17 protein-coding genes are annotated in these 16025 nt (G+C 53.2%); all 17 read left to right on the top strand.

Going from position 1 to position 16025, the window contains the following annotated elements:
- Positions 1 to 170 precede the first annotated feature (170 nt).
- The gene (locus FHT67_RS22315) at positions 171 to 446 is read left to right on the top strand and encodes an AtpZ/AtpI family protein (RefSeq protein WP_132308760.1); all 276 of its coding nucleotides are present in this window, start codon (positions 171 to 173) and stop codon (positions 444 to 446) included.
- Complete coding sequence (locus FHT67_RS22310) at positions 446 to 856, top strand: ATP synthase subunit I (RefSeq protein ID WP_132308762.1); 411 nt, start codon at positions 446 to 448, stop codon at positions 854 to 856. Before FHT67_RS22315 ends, FHT67_RS22310 begins: the two co-directional genes overlap by 1 nt.
- Positions 856 to 1620: a F0F1 ATP synthase subunit A gene (atpB, locus tag FHT67_RS22305; RefSeq protein ID WP_132308764.1), complete on the top strand. Its 765-nt coding sequence runs from the start codon at positions 856 to 858 to the stop codon at positions 1618 to 1620. The genes FHT67_RS22310 and atpB overlap by 1 nt, the downstream gene beginning before the upstream one ends.
- A gap of 75 nt (positions 1621 to 1695) precedes the next feature.
- A complete protein-coding gene (atpE, locus tag FHT67_RS22300) occupies positions 1696 to 1920 on the top strand; it encodes a F0F1 ATP synthase subunit C (protein ID WP_015847364.1) in 225 nt (74 codons plus the stop codon).
- Positions 1921 to 2056: 136 nt separating this feature from the next.
- Positions 2057 to 2539 carry a F0F1 ATP synthase subunit B gene (gene atpF / locus FHT67_RS22295; protein ID WP_132308766.1) on the top strand — a complete coding sequence of 161 codons (483 nt, stop codon included), beginning with the start codon at positions 2057 to 2059 and terminating at the stop codon, positions 2537 to 2539.
- Complete coding sequence (locus tag FHT67_RS22290) at positions 2536 to 3075, top strand: F0F1 ATP synthase subunit delta (RefSeq protein ID WP_132308768.1); 540 nt, start codon at positions 2536 to 2538, stop codon at positions 3073 to 3075. The genes atpF and FHT67_RS22290 overlap by 4 nt, the downstream gene beginning before the upstream one ends.
- A gap of 24 nt (positions 3076 to 3099) precedes the next feature.
- Complete coding sequence (gene atpA, locus FHT67_RS22285; RefSeq protein ID WP_132308770.1) at positions 3100 to 4614, top strand: F0F1 ATP synthase subunit alpha; 1515 nt, start codon at positions 3100 to 3102, stop codon at positions 4612 to 4614.
- Between the two features lie 300 nt (positions 4615 to 4914).
- Positions 4915 to 5775, top strand: a complete 861-nt coding sequence (atpG, locus tag FHT67_RS22280; RefSeq protein ID WP_132308975.1) for an ATP synthase F1 subunit gamma — start codon at positions 4915 to 4917, stop codon at positions 5773 to 5775.
- A gap of 42 nt (positions 5776 to 5817) precedes the next feature.
- Complete coding sequence (gene atpD, locus FHT67_RS22275; RefSeq protein WP_132308772.1) at positions 5818 to 7221, top strand: F0F1 ATP synthase subunit beta; 1404 nt, start codon at positions 5818 to 5820, stop codon at positions 7219 to 7221.
- A 24-nt stretch (positions 7222 to 7245) separates the two neighbouring features.
- Positions 7246 to 7644, top strand: coding sequence for a F0F1 ATP synthase subunit epsilon (locus FHT67_RS22270; RefSeq protein WP_132308774.1), 399 nt, complete (start codon positions 7246 to 7248; stop codon positions 7642 to 7644).
- Between the two features lie 170 nt (positions 7645 to 7814).
- Entirely contained in the window at positions 7815 to 8603 is a 789-nt protein-coding gene (locus FHT67_RS22265) for a tyrosine-protein phosphatase (RefSeq protein WP_167201377.1), read from the top strand.
- A gap of 174 nt (positions 8604 to 8777) precedes the next feature.
- Complete coding sequence (locus FHT67_RS22260) at positions 8778 to 9812, top strand: ABC transporter substrate-binding protein (RefSeq protein WP_167201376.1); 1035 nt, start codon at positions 8778 to 8780, stop codon at positions 9810 to 9812.
- On the top strand, positions 9812 to 11863 hold the full coding sequence (gene fhuB / locus FHT67_RS22255; RefSeq protein ID WP_167201375.1) for a Fe(3+)-hydroxamate ABC transporter permease FhuB: 2052 nt from the start codon (positions 9812 to 9814) through the stop codon (positions 11861 to 11863). Before FHT67_RS22260 ends, fhuB begins: the two co-directional genes overlap by 1 nt.
- A gap of 207 nt (positions 11864 to 12070) precedes the next feature.
- Positions 12071 to 14293, top strand: a complete 2223-nt coding sequence (locus FHT67_RS22250; RefSeq protein ID WP_167201374.1) for a methyl-accepting chemotaxis protein — start codon at positions 12071 to 12073, stop codon at positions 14291 to 14293.
- A gap of 345 nt (positions 14294 to 14638) precedes the next feature.
- Positions 14639 to 15049: an NADH-quinone oxidoreductase subunit A gene (locus tag FHT67_RS22245; protein ID WP_132308784.1), complete on the top strand. Its 411-nt coding sequence runs from the start codon at positions 14639 to 14641 to the stop codon at positions 15047 to 15049.
- Positions 15034 to 15552: a NuoB/complex I 20 kDa subunit family protein gene (locus tag FHT67_RS22240; RefSeq protein ID WP_127497877.1), complete on the top strand. Its 519-nt coding sequence runs from the start codon at positions 15034 to 15036 to the stop codon at positions 15550 to 15552. The genes FHT67_RS22245 and FHT67_RS22240 overlap by 16 nt, the downstream gene beginning before the upstream one ends.
- The coding region (locus FHT67_RS29750) for a hypothetical protein (RefSeq protein WP_208403447.1) at positions 15549 to 16025 on the top strand (477 nt) is incomplete at its 3' end. The genes FHT67_RS22240 and FHT67_RS29750, both read left to right, overlap by 4 nt.

Raw genomic sequence — 16025 nt, 5'->3', positions numbered from 1 at the left:
TGCTAGATAAGCAATGTACAGCATACAGTGGTACTGTACGGTTTGGAGCTCGGAAAATCCTTTATTTATAAGGATTTTCGGGCCGCTGTTCACTAAATGTTTGAATTTAAATGAATTGACAAAAGTTTAACAGCTTCGATAAAATAAATGAGAGTTTTGGAGTGATTCGCATGGATCCATCCAAAGAACAACCGTCCAAAGAAAATCAGAATAAGTCGGATCATGGCAGTTTCGGAGACGACCCTTGGAGAGCAATGGGATTGGTCGGCACTATTGGGGCCGATCTAGCCGCATGTCTGGGGCTTGGCTACTGGCTCGGTCATAAGGCCGATCTTGCAAACGGTACCGAATACTTTTCCATCATCGGATTGGTAGCGGGACTTGCAATTGGCATCATTACCGTTATATTCCTGATTCGGACGTTTGCGGGAGGCAAAGCGAAATAATGGACGATTTGTCGGCCCACTTGAAAGCCGTTACAAGAGTTACTTTCTTATTCATGTCCCTATGCTGTATTGCTTGGGCTGTGCTGCCCGAGTACGAGAGCTGGTGGGGCGGTCTGATGATCGGAGGAGCAGCTAGTCTAGTAAACGCAAGAATACTCGGCTGGAAGGTTGCGAAGATCGGAGCGAATGCCGCCGCGCAAGGTACGAAAAGGACGACTATCGGCTTTTTCACCCGGGCGTGCGTCGCGTTGTTGGCAGTTGTGATTGCGACACAAACATACACGTTTCAGCTTTCAGCGACTGTTGCCGGATTATTTGTCGCACAATTGGCAACACTCATACTGGGATTTTTGTCCAGAAGAAAGCTGATGGCGTCGAATCCTACCGATGAAAGGGGTGAAAATAACTAATGGATCATATTTCTCCTATCGTTCATGTAGCTGGAATCGAATTTGATTTGGCCGTAATCGCGATGATTTTGATCACTAGCATCATTGTCTTTGTGCTTGCGAGGCTCTCAGTGAGAAACATTTCGGTTACGAATCCGACGAAACTTCAGAACTTCCTGGAGTGGGTAATCGAATTCGTGCAGAACATTATCGGTACGTCTATGGACCTCAAGAAAGGCCGTCCGTATCTTATCCTCGGTCTCACCCTGATTATGTATATTTTTATCGGCGACATGCTTGGTCTGCCGCTGGGTATCGTTACTGAAGTGCATCACGGTGCGTCAATCTTCGGTATGAACCTTGATTTGGGCGGGGAAGAAGAAGCGCATATCGCTTGGTGGAAATCACCGACTGCCGACGTTGCGGTTACGGGCGCGTTGACGCTGATCGTTATCCTGCTGACGCATATCGAGGGTCTTCGTCTCAACACGAAGCATTACCTGAAGCACTACGTAGAACCGCATTGGCTCTTCCTGCCTCTGTCCCTGATCAAAGAAGTATCGAAGCCGTTGTCGCTTGCTTTGCGTCTATACGGTAACATCTTCGCGGGCGAGGTCATGATTGCCGTAATCCTCGGCATGGGCATTTGGGGTATCCCGGCGCTTGTCGTATGGCAAGGTTTCAGCGTATTCGTAGGTGCAATACAAGCATTCGTATTCTGTATGCTTACGATGGTTTACATGTCGCAAGCAATTGTGCATGAAGAGCATGGCGAGCAGCATTAAAGGCTTCAAACCGGCGGAATACCGGCGGTCAATATAAAAAACTAATTTGTATGAAAATTGAGGAGGATTTTTCTAATGGGAGCATTGGCATTAGTTGCAGCAGCAATTGTATTCGGTTTGGGCGCACTTGGCGCAGGTATTGGTAACGGTCTGATCGTAGGTCGCACAGTTGAGGGTATTTCCCGTCAACCAGAACTTCGCGGTACTCTTCAAACAACAATGTTTATCGGTGTCGCGCTCGTCGAAGCACTTCCAGTTATCACACTGGTACTCGCGTTCATCTTCTTGGGTAAATCCTAATATCACAAGCATACACATGGCGGGGAGTGTGGCTTTGCCTCCACGCCTTCCTTTTTGTTCGGGCCTGTAGGGGCCGGCAGCAATTGATTTTTGCATGAATGAAATTGTTTTAAGCTATAGAAGGGAGTGACGTTTTTTGCATATCGTATGGTCGAGTCTTGTCATCCAGCTAGTTGCGTTCCTGATCCTTCTGTACTTGCTGAAACGCTACGCATTTGGTCCGTTGCTGAGCGTAATGGAACAACGCAGACAGTATGTTGCAGAGCAAATCGCTAATGCGGAAACTAGCAAGAAAGAAGCTGAACAGCAGCTGGAGCAACAAAAACAAGCACTTCAAGAAGCTCGTAAAGAAGCTTACGACATTATTGAGCAAGCAAAAGTTACTAGCACGAAACAAGCCGAAGAAATTATTCAAGTTGCGAAATCCGAATCCACTCGTCTGAAAGACGATGCGGTTAAAGATATCGAGAGCGAGAAAAACAAAGCGGTTGCAGCACTTCGCGAAGAGGTTGGCGGTATTTCCGTCAAAATCGCGTCGAAGATTATCGAAAAGCAAGTGGACGAGAAATCCCAGGAGCAGTTGGTTAACCAATACCTGAAAGAAGTTGGAAGCAAATGAGCCGGGATATCGTCGTAGCGAAGCGCTACGCTAAAGCACTGTTTGAGCTTGCTAGCGAGCAAGGCATCGTATCGGAAACAGAAGAACAGTTAAAGGTAATTGTTCAAAGCCTGGAAAATGACGCTGATGCCCGCAAATTCCTGGAGCTTCCTAGCATCGAGCCGGAAAAGAAAATCGCCGTGCTGAAAGGCGCGTTTGGCGATCATGTTTCGGCGCTTGTCCTTCATACGCTTGAACTTATTCTTGTCCGCGGCCGCCAAGAGCTGATCCCTGACGTATACGAAGCGTATACAAAGATCGCCGGCGAAGCGCTGGGTCAGGCGCACGCAGTCGTGTATACGGCGCATTCCTTGTCCGGCGAAGAGCTGGCTGAGGTTGAAGCAAGCTTCGGCAAGCTGAGCGGCAAGAAAATTATCGCGGAACAAATCGTTAACCCGGCATTGCTCGGCGGCGTGCAAGTACGCATCGGCGATCGTCTGTACGACGGCAGCCTCTCCGGCAAGCTGGAACGTTTACAAAAATCGTTTAAAATCTAATGCATGTAGATAGGGGTGAACGAATTGAGTATCAGACCTGATGAAATCAGCACGCTGATTAAACAACAGATCGAACAATATAAATCCGAAATTCAAGTCGTTGACGTCGGCACTGTTATTAGTGTCGGTGACGGTATCGCCCGCGTACACGGCCTGGAGAATGCGATGCAGGGAGAACTGCTCGAATTCGCTAACGGCGTTGTAGGTATGGCGCTCAACTTGGAAGAAAGCAACGTGGGTGTCGTTATCCTCGGTCCTTACACGGATATCCGTGAAGGCGACCAAGTAAAACGCACGGGCCGCATCATGGAAGTGCCGGTAGGCGAAGAGCTTCTGGGTCGCGTAGTTAACCCGCTGGGTCAGCCGCTTGACGGCAAAGGCCCGATCAACACCACTCAATTCCGTGCGATTGAATCCCCGGCTCCTGGCGTAATCGACCGTAAATCGGTACACGAGCCAATGCAAACGGGTATTAAAGCGATCGACGCGATGGTACCGGTAGGCCGCGGACAACGCGAGCTGATCATCGGTGACCGTCAAACAGGTAAAACCGCGATTGCGATCGACGCAATCATCAACCAAAAAGGCAACGGCGTGAAATGTATCTACGTTGCCGTAGGTCAAAAACAATCCACGGTAGCAGGCGTTGTGGAAACTCTCCGCAAGCATGGCGCTCTGGATTACACAATCGTCGTAACTGCCGGCGCATCCGACCCGGCTCCATTGCTCTTCCTGGCTCCTTATGCAGGCTGCTCGATGGGTGAGTACTTCATGTACAAAGGCGAGCACGTTCTCGTTATTTACGACGACTTGTCGAAACAAGCGGCTGCATACCGCGAATTGTCCCTGTTGCTCCGCCGTCCGCCAGGCCGGGAAGCATACCCAGGCGACGTATTCTACCTGCACTCCCGTTTGCTCGAGCGCGCAGCTAAACTTAGCGACGCACTTGGCGGCGGCTCGCTGACGGCTCTGCCGTTCATCGAGACTCAAGCTTCCGACGTATCGGCTTACATTCCTACGAACGTAATCTCGATCACGGACGGACAAATCTTCCTGGAATCCGACCTGTTCTACGCCGGCCAACGTCCGGCGGTTAACGTAGGTATCTCCGTATCCCGCGTAGGCGGTTCCGCTCAGATCAAAGCAATGAAAAAGGTTGCCGGTACGCTCCGTCTGGACCTTGCGGCTTACCGCGAGCTTCAAGCGTTCTCGCAGTTCGGCTCCGATCTCGATAAATCGACACTCGCTCGTCTGAACCGCGGTGCTCGTACAATGGAAATTCTGAAGCAAGGCGTTAACCAGCCGATGCCGGTTGAGAAGCAAGTTATCTCGATCTACTCCGCGGTTAAGGGTCATCTGGACGATATTCCGGTTCAAGACATCCTGCGCTTCGAGAAAGAATTCCTGGCGTTCCTGGATTCCAGCCATCCGGAAATCGGCGAATCCATCCGTACAACGAAAGACCTCGTTGCAGACAACGAGAAAGCTCTCGTTGACGCGATCACGAAGTTCAAAAAAGGCTTTTCCGTTTCGGCTTAATAGCCTCTGAATAAAAGCCTTCGAATAAATGTCTCGCGCCCGTCCTTATGTACGGGCGCAGGCGCTTAACACCAGGCTTTGTTTATGCAATGAGGTAAGGCAGGCCGTTTGTATGGAAGGGGCTGCGTGAGCCGCAGAGTTTACGTGCCGCTTTTGAACCTGTATCCTCACCGCGAGGTGGATGGTTCAAAGGATACAGGTTCAATGGCGGACAAGGTGAAATGCAGACTCTGGAATACAAACAACAGCTTGCCCGCACCCCACTGTATCGGCAAAGCAACAAAGGCGGGTGACAATGCAATGGCAAAAGGCATGCGCGACATTAAGCGCGAGATCAAAAGTAAACAAAACATGAAGCAAATCACGAAGGCGATGGAAATGGTTGCGGCTTCCAAGCTCAGAAGAGCGCAGGAGGCATCGACGAAAGCCCGTCCTTATTCGGATAAGCTGAAGGAAGTAGTAGCAAGCATCGCAGCAGGCACAAAAGGCGTGAAACACCCGATGCTCGAAACGCGTCCGGTGCAAAAAACGGGTTACCTCGTTATCACCTCCGACCGTGGTCTGGCAGGCGGCTACAATGCGAACATCCTTCGTAAAGTTACGCAAACGATTCGCGAGAAGCACAAATCGAATGACGAGTACGTGTTGTTCGTCATCGGACGTAAAGGCCGCGACTATTTCAAACGCCGCAACATGCCGATCGTCGAGGAAGTAATCGGTCTGTCCGATGCTCCTACGTTCGCGGACATCAAGTCGATCGCTTACAACGCGGTCAAAATGTTCTCTGAGGGCAAATACGATGAGCTGTACATCTACTACAACCAATTCGTAAACGCCATTACTCAGATCCCTACAGAACAACGTCTGCTTCCTTTGCAGGACGTAAGCAGCAACGGCCCGGTAACTTCGTACGAGTACGAGCCGTCTGCCGAAGGCGTTCTGGAAGTGCTGCTGCCTAAATACGCAGAGACGCTTATTTACAGTGCGCTGCTGGACGGCAAAGCATCCGAGCAAGGCGCTCGAATGACAGCCATGGGCAGTGCGACGAAGAATGCAAACAAAATGATTAACCAATTGACGCTGACCTATAACCGGGCTCGTCAGGCGGCAATCACGCAAGAGATCTCCGAGATCGTAGCCGGTGCAAACGCACAGGCTTAAGGAATATAGCAGGAAACAAAGAAAGTACCAGGAGGGAAAACCATGAAAAAAGGACGCGTTGTATCCGTCATGGGTCCGGTCGTCGACTTGGAGTTCGAACGCGGCAACCTGCCGGAAATTTTGAACGCTGTCAAAATCGACCAGAAGGGCCAAGCAGGCGGCATCGATATTAATCTGACGCTTGAAGTAGCTGTTCACCTCGGTGACAACTTGGTTCGCGCTGTTGCGATGAGCACAACTGACGGTCTGGTTCGCGGCATGGAAGCTGTAGACACAGGCGCGCCAATCACTATCCCGGTTGGAGCACCAACACTCGGCCGCGTATTTAACGTACTGGGCGAGCCAATCGACCAAGCTGGTGACGCAACATCGGAAATTAACCTTCCGATCCACCGTCCGGCTCCGGCATTCGAAGAATTGTCCACGCAATCGGAAATTCTTGAAACTGGCATCAAAGTTATCGACTTGCTTGCTCCATACGCGAAAGGCGGTAAAATCGGCCTGTTCGGCGGTGCGGGCGTAGGTAAAACGGTAACGATCCAAGAGCTGATCAACAACATTGCGCAAGAGCATGGCGGTATCTCCGTATTCGCCGGCGTAGGCGAGCGTACTCGCGAAGGTAACGACCTTTACCACGAGATGAAGGATTCCGGCGTACTTCCGAAAACAGCGATGGTATTCGGACAAATGAACGAACCGCCAGGCGCACGTCAACGCGTAGCCCTGACGGGTCTGACAATGGCTGAATACTTCCGTGACGCCGAAGGCCGCGACGTGCTTCTGTTCGTCGACAACATCTTCCGCTTCACGCAAGCAGGCTCCGAGGTTTCGGCCCTTCTCGGCCGTATGCCTTCCGCGGTAGGTTACCAGCCAACGCTGGCAACCGAAATGGGTCAATTGCAAGAGCGTATCACATCGACCAAAAAAGGCTCGGTTACTTCGATCCAAGCGATCTACGTACCTGCCGATGACTATACGGACCCGGCTCCTGCAACAACGTTTGCTCACTTGGACGCTACAACTAACCTTGAGCGTAAAATCTCCGAGATGGGTATCTTCCCAGCGGTAGATCCACTTGCTTCGTCGTCCCGTATCCTGAACCCGGACATTCTGGGCGAAGAGCATTACAACGTAGCTCAAGGCGTTAAGAAAATTCTGCAACGCTATAAAGAGCTTCAAGATATCATCGCAATCCTTGGTATGGACGAGTTGACAGAGGAAGACAAGCTGACTGTATCGCGTGCGCGCCGCATTCAATTGTTCCTGTCGCAACCGTTCCACGTTGCCGAGCCGTTCACAGGTATCAAAGGTAAATACGTACCTGTTAAAGAATCCGTTCGCAGCTTCAAAGAAATTCTCGAGGGCAAACATGACGACCTTCCGGAAGAAGCTTTCCGGTATGTAGGTGTGATTGAAGAGGCCGTGGAGAAAGCCAAAACGCTGTAATAGCGAAAGGCGGGAGGAATCCACATGAGTACTTTTCTGGTTGAAATCGTAACTCCGGAGCGCAAGGTATACGCGGAGACGGCTAATATGGTCAGCGTTAAAGGGATCGCGGGCGAGCTCGGTATTTTGCCGAATCACATTCCGCTGGTAACACCGCTGCGTATTGCGCCGGTCAGCATTAAGCGCGACGGTAAAGTTGATGTTCTTGCTGTAGGCGGAGGCTTCATTGAAGTCCGTAAGGACAAAGTGGTCATCCTGGCCGAAAGCGCTGAGCTGGCTTCCGAAATCGATGTAAACCGTGCACAGGCTGCAAAACAGCGCGCTGAAGAGCGCCTGGCTGCCAAACGCGACGAAATCGACTTCAAACGCGCGGAGCTTGCTCTGCAGCGTGCATCGAACCGGATCAACGTTACAGAACGTTAAGAACTTAAAGCCGTTCAAATCTCATCTAAGGAGATTTGAACGGCTTTTTCTTTTCGACAATTGTTTTCTCTTGATTTGTCATAATGCCGACTTGCGTCTCATTGACTTCAATATAAGAATCTCTCACAATGGAGGAAATAAGATGAACGGTAGAGCAGGGGGACGCTGGCATGATTGATATACATACACACATATTGCCTGGCATTGACGATGGTGCCTCGGATTGGGATTATTCCATTCAGATGGCCCGTGTTGCGGCCGCCGAAGGGATTACGGGGATTATTGCGACGCCTCACCATTACGACGGCAAATATAGCAATGACAAAGAAACCGTATTAGAGCTGGCAGCCGAGCTTAACAGCCGATTAAGCGAGCTGGCTATTCCGCTGAAGATTCAAACGGGACAGGAAATTCGGATTCATTCCGAGTTTCTGTCCAACTGGCAAAGCGGAAAGCTCCTCCCATTGGGCGATTCCTCTTACGTCCTGATAGAGATGCCTTCCTCGCAGATTCCCAAATCCATGGAGCAGGTCGTATACGAGCTGCGCCTGTTAGGCATCCGTGCCGTCATAGCCCATCCGGAGCGTAATGCGGAGATCGTTCAGAATCCGGATCGCTTGGCCGAGCTCGTGGAGCTGGGGGCTTACGCTCAGGTGACAACCCATTCCTTGCTCGGAGGCTTCGGCAGGGGGATTGAGAAATCGGCTTGGACGCTCTGCAGGCGCGGGCTTATTCATATCGTTTCTTCCGATGCCCATCATCTGGAGTGGCGGAGCTTCCGCATGAAAGATGCTTACGAACGGATAGAGTCGGAGCTTGGGCCGGTATGGAGAAGGTATTTCGAGCGGAATGCGCAGGCGATCTGGAACGCGCGAGAGCTAACCGATCAGCCGACCCTTGTACAGCAGTCGGCAAAATCGGGAGGCTGGGGCAAGCTTAAATCCTTGTTCGGGAAATAATAGATTTAGCGGTAAAAGAGTGACCTGTCAAACATGATGAAATTATGATCATGTTGTGACAGGTCATTTTCTTAGTTGAAAAGATGGTCCATTTCTATTGACTTCATCATTGATAATCTTTATCATTGAGAAAGTAATCAATGAGAATGATAATCATTATGTGGGGGTTTAACAATGAAGCAAATGAAATGGACAGGTCTCATTCTTGCGGCCATGATGGTTTTCCTCGCTGCATGCGGAGGCGGCAACAACGCAGGCAATTCGGGCAACAACAAGCAAGAGTCCGAGCAAGCAAGCTCAAACGCAAATGCAAGCACAAATACAGCAGCTGACGATACGGCAGAGCGTACGATCAAGCATGCGCTTGGCGAAACCAAAATTTCCGGAACGCCGAAAAAGGTCGTTGTTCTGGAGTGGACCTATGCAGAGGATCTGATCGCGCTTGGCGTACAGCCTGCCGGCGTAGCGGACGTGAAGGGCTACGGGGAATGGTACGGCGCCATTGATCCAAAGCTGGATGCAGCGGTTGTTGATGTAGGTACGCGCCAAGAGCCAAGCATCGAGACGATTACCAGCCTTGATCCGGACCTGATCATCGGCGTAAGCTTCCGTCACGAAGTGATTTACGATCAGCTGTCGGCGATTGCGCCAACGCTTATTTTCAACCCGTACCCGGAAGAGGGCGGACTTGACCAATACAGCGAAATGGAGCAAACCTTCAGCGCAATTGCGGATGCTCTTGGCAAAAAAGCAGAAGGCGAGAAGGTGCTGGCCGATCTGCACAGCTATTACGACGAGTCCAAAGCGAAGCTGGCAAGCGCGGGCAAAGAGGGGCAAGAGGTTGTGTTTACGCAAGCTTGGACCAACGAAGGCGTAGCTACCTTCCGTCTGTTCACCGACAATTCGATGGCTATGGCGATTCTCGCGAAGATCGGTTTGAAAAACGCGCATCAGGACAGCACGTTCCAGCAATACGGCTATTCGGAAACGGATATCGAAGGCTTGACCAAGACGCCGGACGCAAGCGTGTTGTACACAACAAGCGCAACGGATACCGTATTCAGCGAGCTGCTTCCTAAGAACGAAGTGTATAAGAACCTGAACTTTGCAAAAGAAAACCGCGTGTATGACATGAAAGGCATCTGGCCGTTTGGCGGTCCTTTGTCCGCAAAACTTCTTGTAGAACGCACGCTTGAAGCGCTCGGCTAATGCATACGAACCTTCAAACGACAACGGAAACAAGGAAGGGCATCTGGAGCCCGCTGCTGTTATCAGCGGCGGGTCTTCTGCTGCTCCTTGCTTTGGCTTCCTACCACTTGACACTTGGGGAAGCCGCTATCCCGGTGAAGACGGTATGGCGGGCTATTTTCGACTCCACTCCCGTATTGGAGCATCAAATTTTGTGGACGGTCCGGCTGCCCCGCATGGTGATCGGCATTCTAACGGGCGGGGCGTTGGCCGTGGCCGGCGCGTTATTTCAAAATGTGACCCGCAACCCGCTCGCGTCTGCCGGTACGCTTGGCATTAACGCGGGGGCATTCCTAGCTCTGACCGTAGGGACAATTATGTTCCCGGGCCTAGCCATGGGTTTTCCTCTGCTTCTTACGTTCATTGGCGCGATTGCCGCTGCCGGTGCGGCTTTCGTGATGGCGGGAGGCACAAAGGCGTCCCCGGTAAGGCTTGCATTGTCCGGGATGATCGTTACGATGACCGCGGCGGCTTTTACGGGCGTGCTTCAGTTATTCCACGAGCAAAAGACGCAGGGCTTGTTCATGTGGGGCTCCGGCTCGCTTGTGCAAAATGACTGGGGAGGAGTCCAGCATGCCTGGCCTTGGATTCTTGGCTGCTTCCTGCTTGCTTTTCTGCTGGCCGGCAAATGGGATCTGATGGAGCTGGATGAAGACACGGTTACCTCTCTGGGGCAAAAGGTTGGACGGATCCGTCTTACGGGTCTTGGCATTGCCGTGCTGCTTGCGGCAGCTGCCGTCAGCGTGGTTGGTCCAATCGGTTTCGTTGGCTTGATAGCGCCGCATCTGATGCGGATGTTAGGGGCGAAACGACATGCGGTGCTGCTCCCGCTGTCTTTCCTATGGGGAGCGATTATCGTTATTGGATCGGATGCCATTGCGATGCATTTCAAATATTCTCTTGGACCGTTGCCTGCAGGCGCCGTAACCGCGCTTATTGGCGGGCCATGGCTCGCCTGGCTTGTCCTTCGCACGGTAAAAGGCCGTAAGGAAGGGGCGCCGCAGACAGGCACTTCGCCGGGACGTTCGGCTACGAAAGTACCGTTCGGCTGGTGGGTGGCGATTTTTTCGCTGCTGCTGGCTGCAAGCCTTATTGTCAGTCTTGCTTTCGGAAGCCTGCGCATTCCGGTAGCGGATGTCGTTAATGCCTTGTTGGGCCACGGGGCAGACAGTACGCAGCGTATCGTCGAGATGAGGATTCCTCGTACGCTGGTGGCCGCGCTTGCCGGTGCCACGCTTGCCGTAAGCGGCCTGCTGCTGCAGGGCGTCGTCCGGAACCCGCTGGCGGATCCGTCCATAATCGGCGTAACGGGCGGAGCTAGCGTCGGGGCTATGCTGATGCTTGCCGTATTTACGCAGGTATCGGTGCAATGGCTGCCTGCAGGCGCTTTTATTGGCGCGGTAGGCGCAGCGGTAATCGTGTTTCTGCTCGGGCGGAAGAGCTCCTTTAATCCGTCGGTTGTCGCCCTGATTGGTCTTGCCGTCTCTTCGATGGCCAGCGCAATCGTTCAGGTGCTCGTTATCCGCATGAAGCTGACGCTGGCATCGGCACTCGTATGGTTATCCGGTACGACTTATGCGCGCAACTGGGACGATTTCTGGCAGCTGGTGTTCTGGCCGATTGTCCTGCTGCCGGTCGCCTGGTATTTGGCCCGCAAGGTGGATGTTCTTCAATTCTCGGATGCGACCGTCACGAATCTGGGCCTTCGCGTAGACCGGACGCGTCTGGTTATCGGGGGAGTTGGCGTTGCCATGGCGGCGGCAGCTGTTGCGACGGTAGGCTCGATTGGCTTTATCGGACTCATCGCACCTCATATGACGCGCATGCTGGTTGGTCCGAAATACCGCAAGCTTGTTCCTTTAACGGCGTTGCTCGGTGCTTTGCTGCTGGTTCTCGCCGATACGGCGGGACGGTCGCTGCTGGCTCCAAAAGAGCTGCCGTCCGGACTGGTTGCGGCAGTAATAGGAGCGCCGTATTTTATGTATCTGATGTATCGTTCTGGAAGAAAATAGAAGGTTATGGCAGGAAGGCTGTCCTAGGGTTCGTTATATGAGCCTAAGGGCGGCCTTTTTTCGATGTATTTAGTGCTTATGTAACAAAAAAGTTTAAAAATTTATCTAAAAAGACGAAAAATACCTTACATCTCTATCAAATTTTATCAAATCTTATGTTAGTATATATGACATAAATACTAGATGACCAGGATATGGGGGATGCACATGTTCGACTGGCTGGGTACAAAAAAAGGACTGCCGCTTTGGGTCTCATGGCGTTTGAATCATGGGATGAAGAAAGACGTTGAACAGATCTTCGAAGGCATTGCGGAGACGCGCAAGGAGCTGCTTACTTCTTGGGCGCATGAATATTGGGGCTATATCGAGCGGCTGGCGGAGCAGATTGCGGCGGGAGCCGCGCACGGCAAACCGGTGCATCAGGAAGAACAGATGCATGCCTTTACCCGTCTACTCGAACGTACATACGCGAGAGGAAATGACTGGACGGAGCTGTTCCTGCTTGATATGGAAGGACAGGTTCTTGCTTCCACTTACGAGAAGCATCGAGGGACCGTCTATGGCAGCGGCAGCTTGATTGCGCCGGGACTCGATTACGCATGGGCGGGAAGCGCGCCGCGGCCGTGCCTGTACGGACCTTACGGCGATCCGGTTACGTTAAGCCTTGGACCAAGATCCTCTTCTTTTCACGATAAAATGACCCTGCTTTTCCTCTATCCCCTAGTTGTGAACGGAGAATATGCGGGTACGCTTTGCGGAAGGGTGCCAAACGATGTGCTTGGGGATTTGATCCAGCGGGAATCCGGCCACGTTTATCCGGACTCGGGCGACAACTATATTTTTATGGCAAAGCCGCACCTGAATCAGCATATCGCGCTTGGGACCGCTTTGTCGCGGAGCCGCTTCGAGGACCGGACGTTTACGTTCGGCGAGAATCTGAAGGATGGGGTTTCGACGGACTGGGGAACGGTGTCGATTAAGGAGCATACGGAGCTGGAGATTATTTTCACGGATCCGGCTACGAACGAGCTTCATCCCGGGGTCCGCAGCACGATTGACAACGGAAGCAACCTATTCGTTGAATTCCCGGGTTATTCGGATTATCGTCATATCCCGGTTATCGGGAAAGGCGTAACGCTTCAGATGCCGCATTGTCCGGATATATGGGGGATGATGTGCGAGGGTGACCTGGAAGAGGTGTACCGGATTCGCAGTATCCGTTGGCGCTTCAGCAAGCTTCAGCTGTGGCAGACGCTCATTCAGACGGTGCTGACGATCGCGCTCGTGGCCGTTCTTGCCGGACGAGCTCCGGTATGGGTAACCGCGGCGGCGGCAGGCGCATGGACACTGGTGTACGGACAATTTGTCGCGGGCGCCGTGCAGCGGAAGGAATCCCGACGGGTCGTTCGCAACCTGCGCCGAATTAACCGGTTCATCCGCATTAACGCGGAGGGCAAAGGGGATTTGACCCAGCGTCTCGAGCCTGCCAAGTTCGATAACGATGAGACGAGAGAGCTTGCCAAATGGATTAACAATATGATCGATTCGATTGAGGGCATCATGCTGAAGGTGAAGCTGGCCGCATCGGACGTGCTCTCCAGCCAGAATATCATGAATGAATCGGCCGCCGTTACCGCGAAGTCGACGGAGCGGGTAAGCCGCAAGGTAGGCGACATGATCGGCAGCATCCGCAATCAGCTGAAGGATATTGACATGGCGAAGCATTCCGCCGACGAGATGAGAGACACACTGCGGCTCCTGGAGCTGCAGGCTGCCGAGCAGATTGCCGTGGCACAATCGGAGGTAGACCGGATCGGGGATAAAATGCAGCATATTTCCACGAAGGTCGGCGATACGAATGATACGATCCGCCGGTTTATGCATACGGTTGAAGAGATTCGCGGCGTTCTGCAGGTCATTGAGGAGATTTCGGCGCAAACGAATTTGCTTGCTTTGAACGCCTCCATCGAGGCGGCGCGCGTAGGCGAGCAGGGACGCGGCTTTGCCGTTGTGGCATCGGAAATCCGCAAGCTGGCGGATATGACCCGTCGTTCCACGGAGGAAGTGCATCAAATTACGCAGCAAATCTACGACGAAGCGAAGCAGGCTTACGCGTCGATGGACGAAGGAACAAAGGTCGTCGAGGAAGGCACGCAGCTGGTTGCGGCCGCAGCGAGCACGCTGCAGACGGCGCAAAGCGAGGATAGCCGGAAATCGCAGGTCGTAGACGAGGTGGTCAAACTGATGGAACGGATTGCCCTCGTCAGCATGGAGAACCGCAAGGTCTCCTCCGATGTGGAGGGCAAGGTGCAGGAGCTGATCGGTGAGATGGACAGCGTGCGCCAAACCTCGGAAAGCGTAGAGTCGATCACGAGGTTCCTGCAGCAGCTGGTTGGCCAGTTCAAGCTGACGGATTCGCGGTTGAGATAAGCGTTGGCGCAGGAAGGACGCCTGATGGGTGGCGTCTTCCTGCTTTTTTGCGTTGAGGGAGGGAAGTAATTGCTTAACGATGCGGACATCGTTAAGAGATTCCCATGCCGATAGCGGCTTTTGTATGAGGGAGTGCATTTGTTTAACTTTGGGATATCGTTAGGGGTGGCGAGCATAGGCTAATAGTGTGACAGGCGGGTATCGTGCTGACCGGGTGGCCGGCGGGTGTCTCGCGGTTCCCGGGAAGCCGCGCCGTTACGGGCTTGTCCGGCTCTTCGGGGAGGCGGAGCCGAACAACTCTTTCATAGACGGCCGTGGAAGCTTTTGTTATAATTGTGAGGAAAAATGACCAAGCGGCTGGTCCGCTTTGACGGAGGCGATGGTGTGGACAATTACGTCAACCAGTATGTCGTCGTGGCTATTTTTATTTTTCTCGGGATCTTGCTCCCGGCAGCGGCGCTGACCGTCGGAAGATTGCTCAGACCGCATAAGCCGAATGATCCGAAGCGAACAACCTACGAGAGCGGCAACGAGCCGGTTGGCGAAGGACAGGTACGCTTCAACATCCGGTATTACATCTTTGCGTTAATGTTTGTCATCTTTGATGTGGAAACCGTTTTCTTATACCCTTGGGCCGTCGCATATAATAAGCTCGGCCTTTTTGTGCTGGTTGAGATGTTCATTTTTGCGGCAATGCTGTTTATCGGACTTCTATATGCCTGGAAAAAGAAGGTGCTGAAATGGAATTCAGTTTAGAGTCGATATCGCTGGAAGAACGCAAGGAACTGGAACGCAATGTGTTTATGGGAACGCTGGAGCAGCTGAAGGCTTGGGCGCGGAGCAATTCGCTGTGGCCGCTCACCTTCGGTCTGGCCTGCTGCGCAATCGAGATGATGGGTACGGGCGCGTCCCATTACGATCTCGACCGATTCGGAGTCATGTTCCGCACCTCGCCGCGCCAGTCGGATGTGATGATTGTCGCAGGCACCGTTACGAAAAAAATGGGCCCGCTGCTGCGACGGCTGTATGATCAGATGCCTGAGCCCAAATGGGTGATTGCAATGGGCTCCTGCGCGACGGCGGGTGGTCCCTACATCAAGTCGTATGCGGTGATGAAGGGCGTCGACCAAATCGTGCCCGTCGATGTGTACATACCAGGCTGTCCGCCCAACCCGGCGGCACTGATCTACGGTATTAACAAGCTGCAAGAAAAAATCCGTTACGAAGCGAAAACCGGGAAGCGGGTGACGGACCGATGAGCGAGGAGAAGAATGAAGGGAAAAAGCCGGAAGAAGCGAAGGTTGCTTCGGAGGCGAAGACAGAGCTGCCGACAGAGGTGCCGGAGTCGGCGGAAAACACAACCGTCTCGGCAGGTGGTGCAACGCTAGAGAAGGAGCCGGAAGCGGCAGGTGCAAGCGAGCCAGCAGTTGATGCAGCGGAGAGCGCGGTGGATGCGGAGCGGGAGGCGAAGCTGAAGGCGGCGGCGGAAGCCCGCGCGGCGAGAGCGGCGGCGAAGGAAGCCGCGAACGCGGGCGGAGCAGCGCCGGAGGGCGCGGTGGATGCGGAGCGGGAAGCGAAGCTGAAGGCGGCGGCGGAAGCCCGCGCGGCGAGAGCGGCAGCCAAGGAAGCCGCGAATGCGGGCGGAGCGGCGCCGGAGGGCGCGGCGGATGCGGAGCGGGAAGCGAAGCTGAAGGCGGCGGCGGAAGCCCGCGCGGTGAGAGCGGCAGCCAAG

Source organism: Paenibacillus sp. BK720 (assembly GCF_011761545.1).
Classification (GTDB): domain Bacteria; phylum Bacillota; class Bacilli; order Paenibacillales; family Paenibacillaceae; genus Pristimantibacillus.
This window is presented reverse-complemented; position numbering and strand designations above follow the sequence as displayed.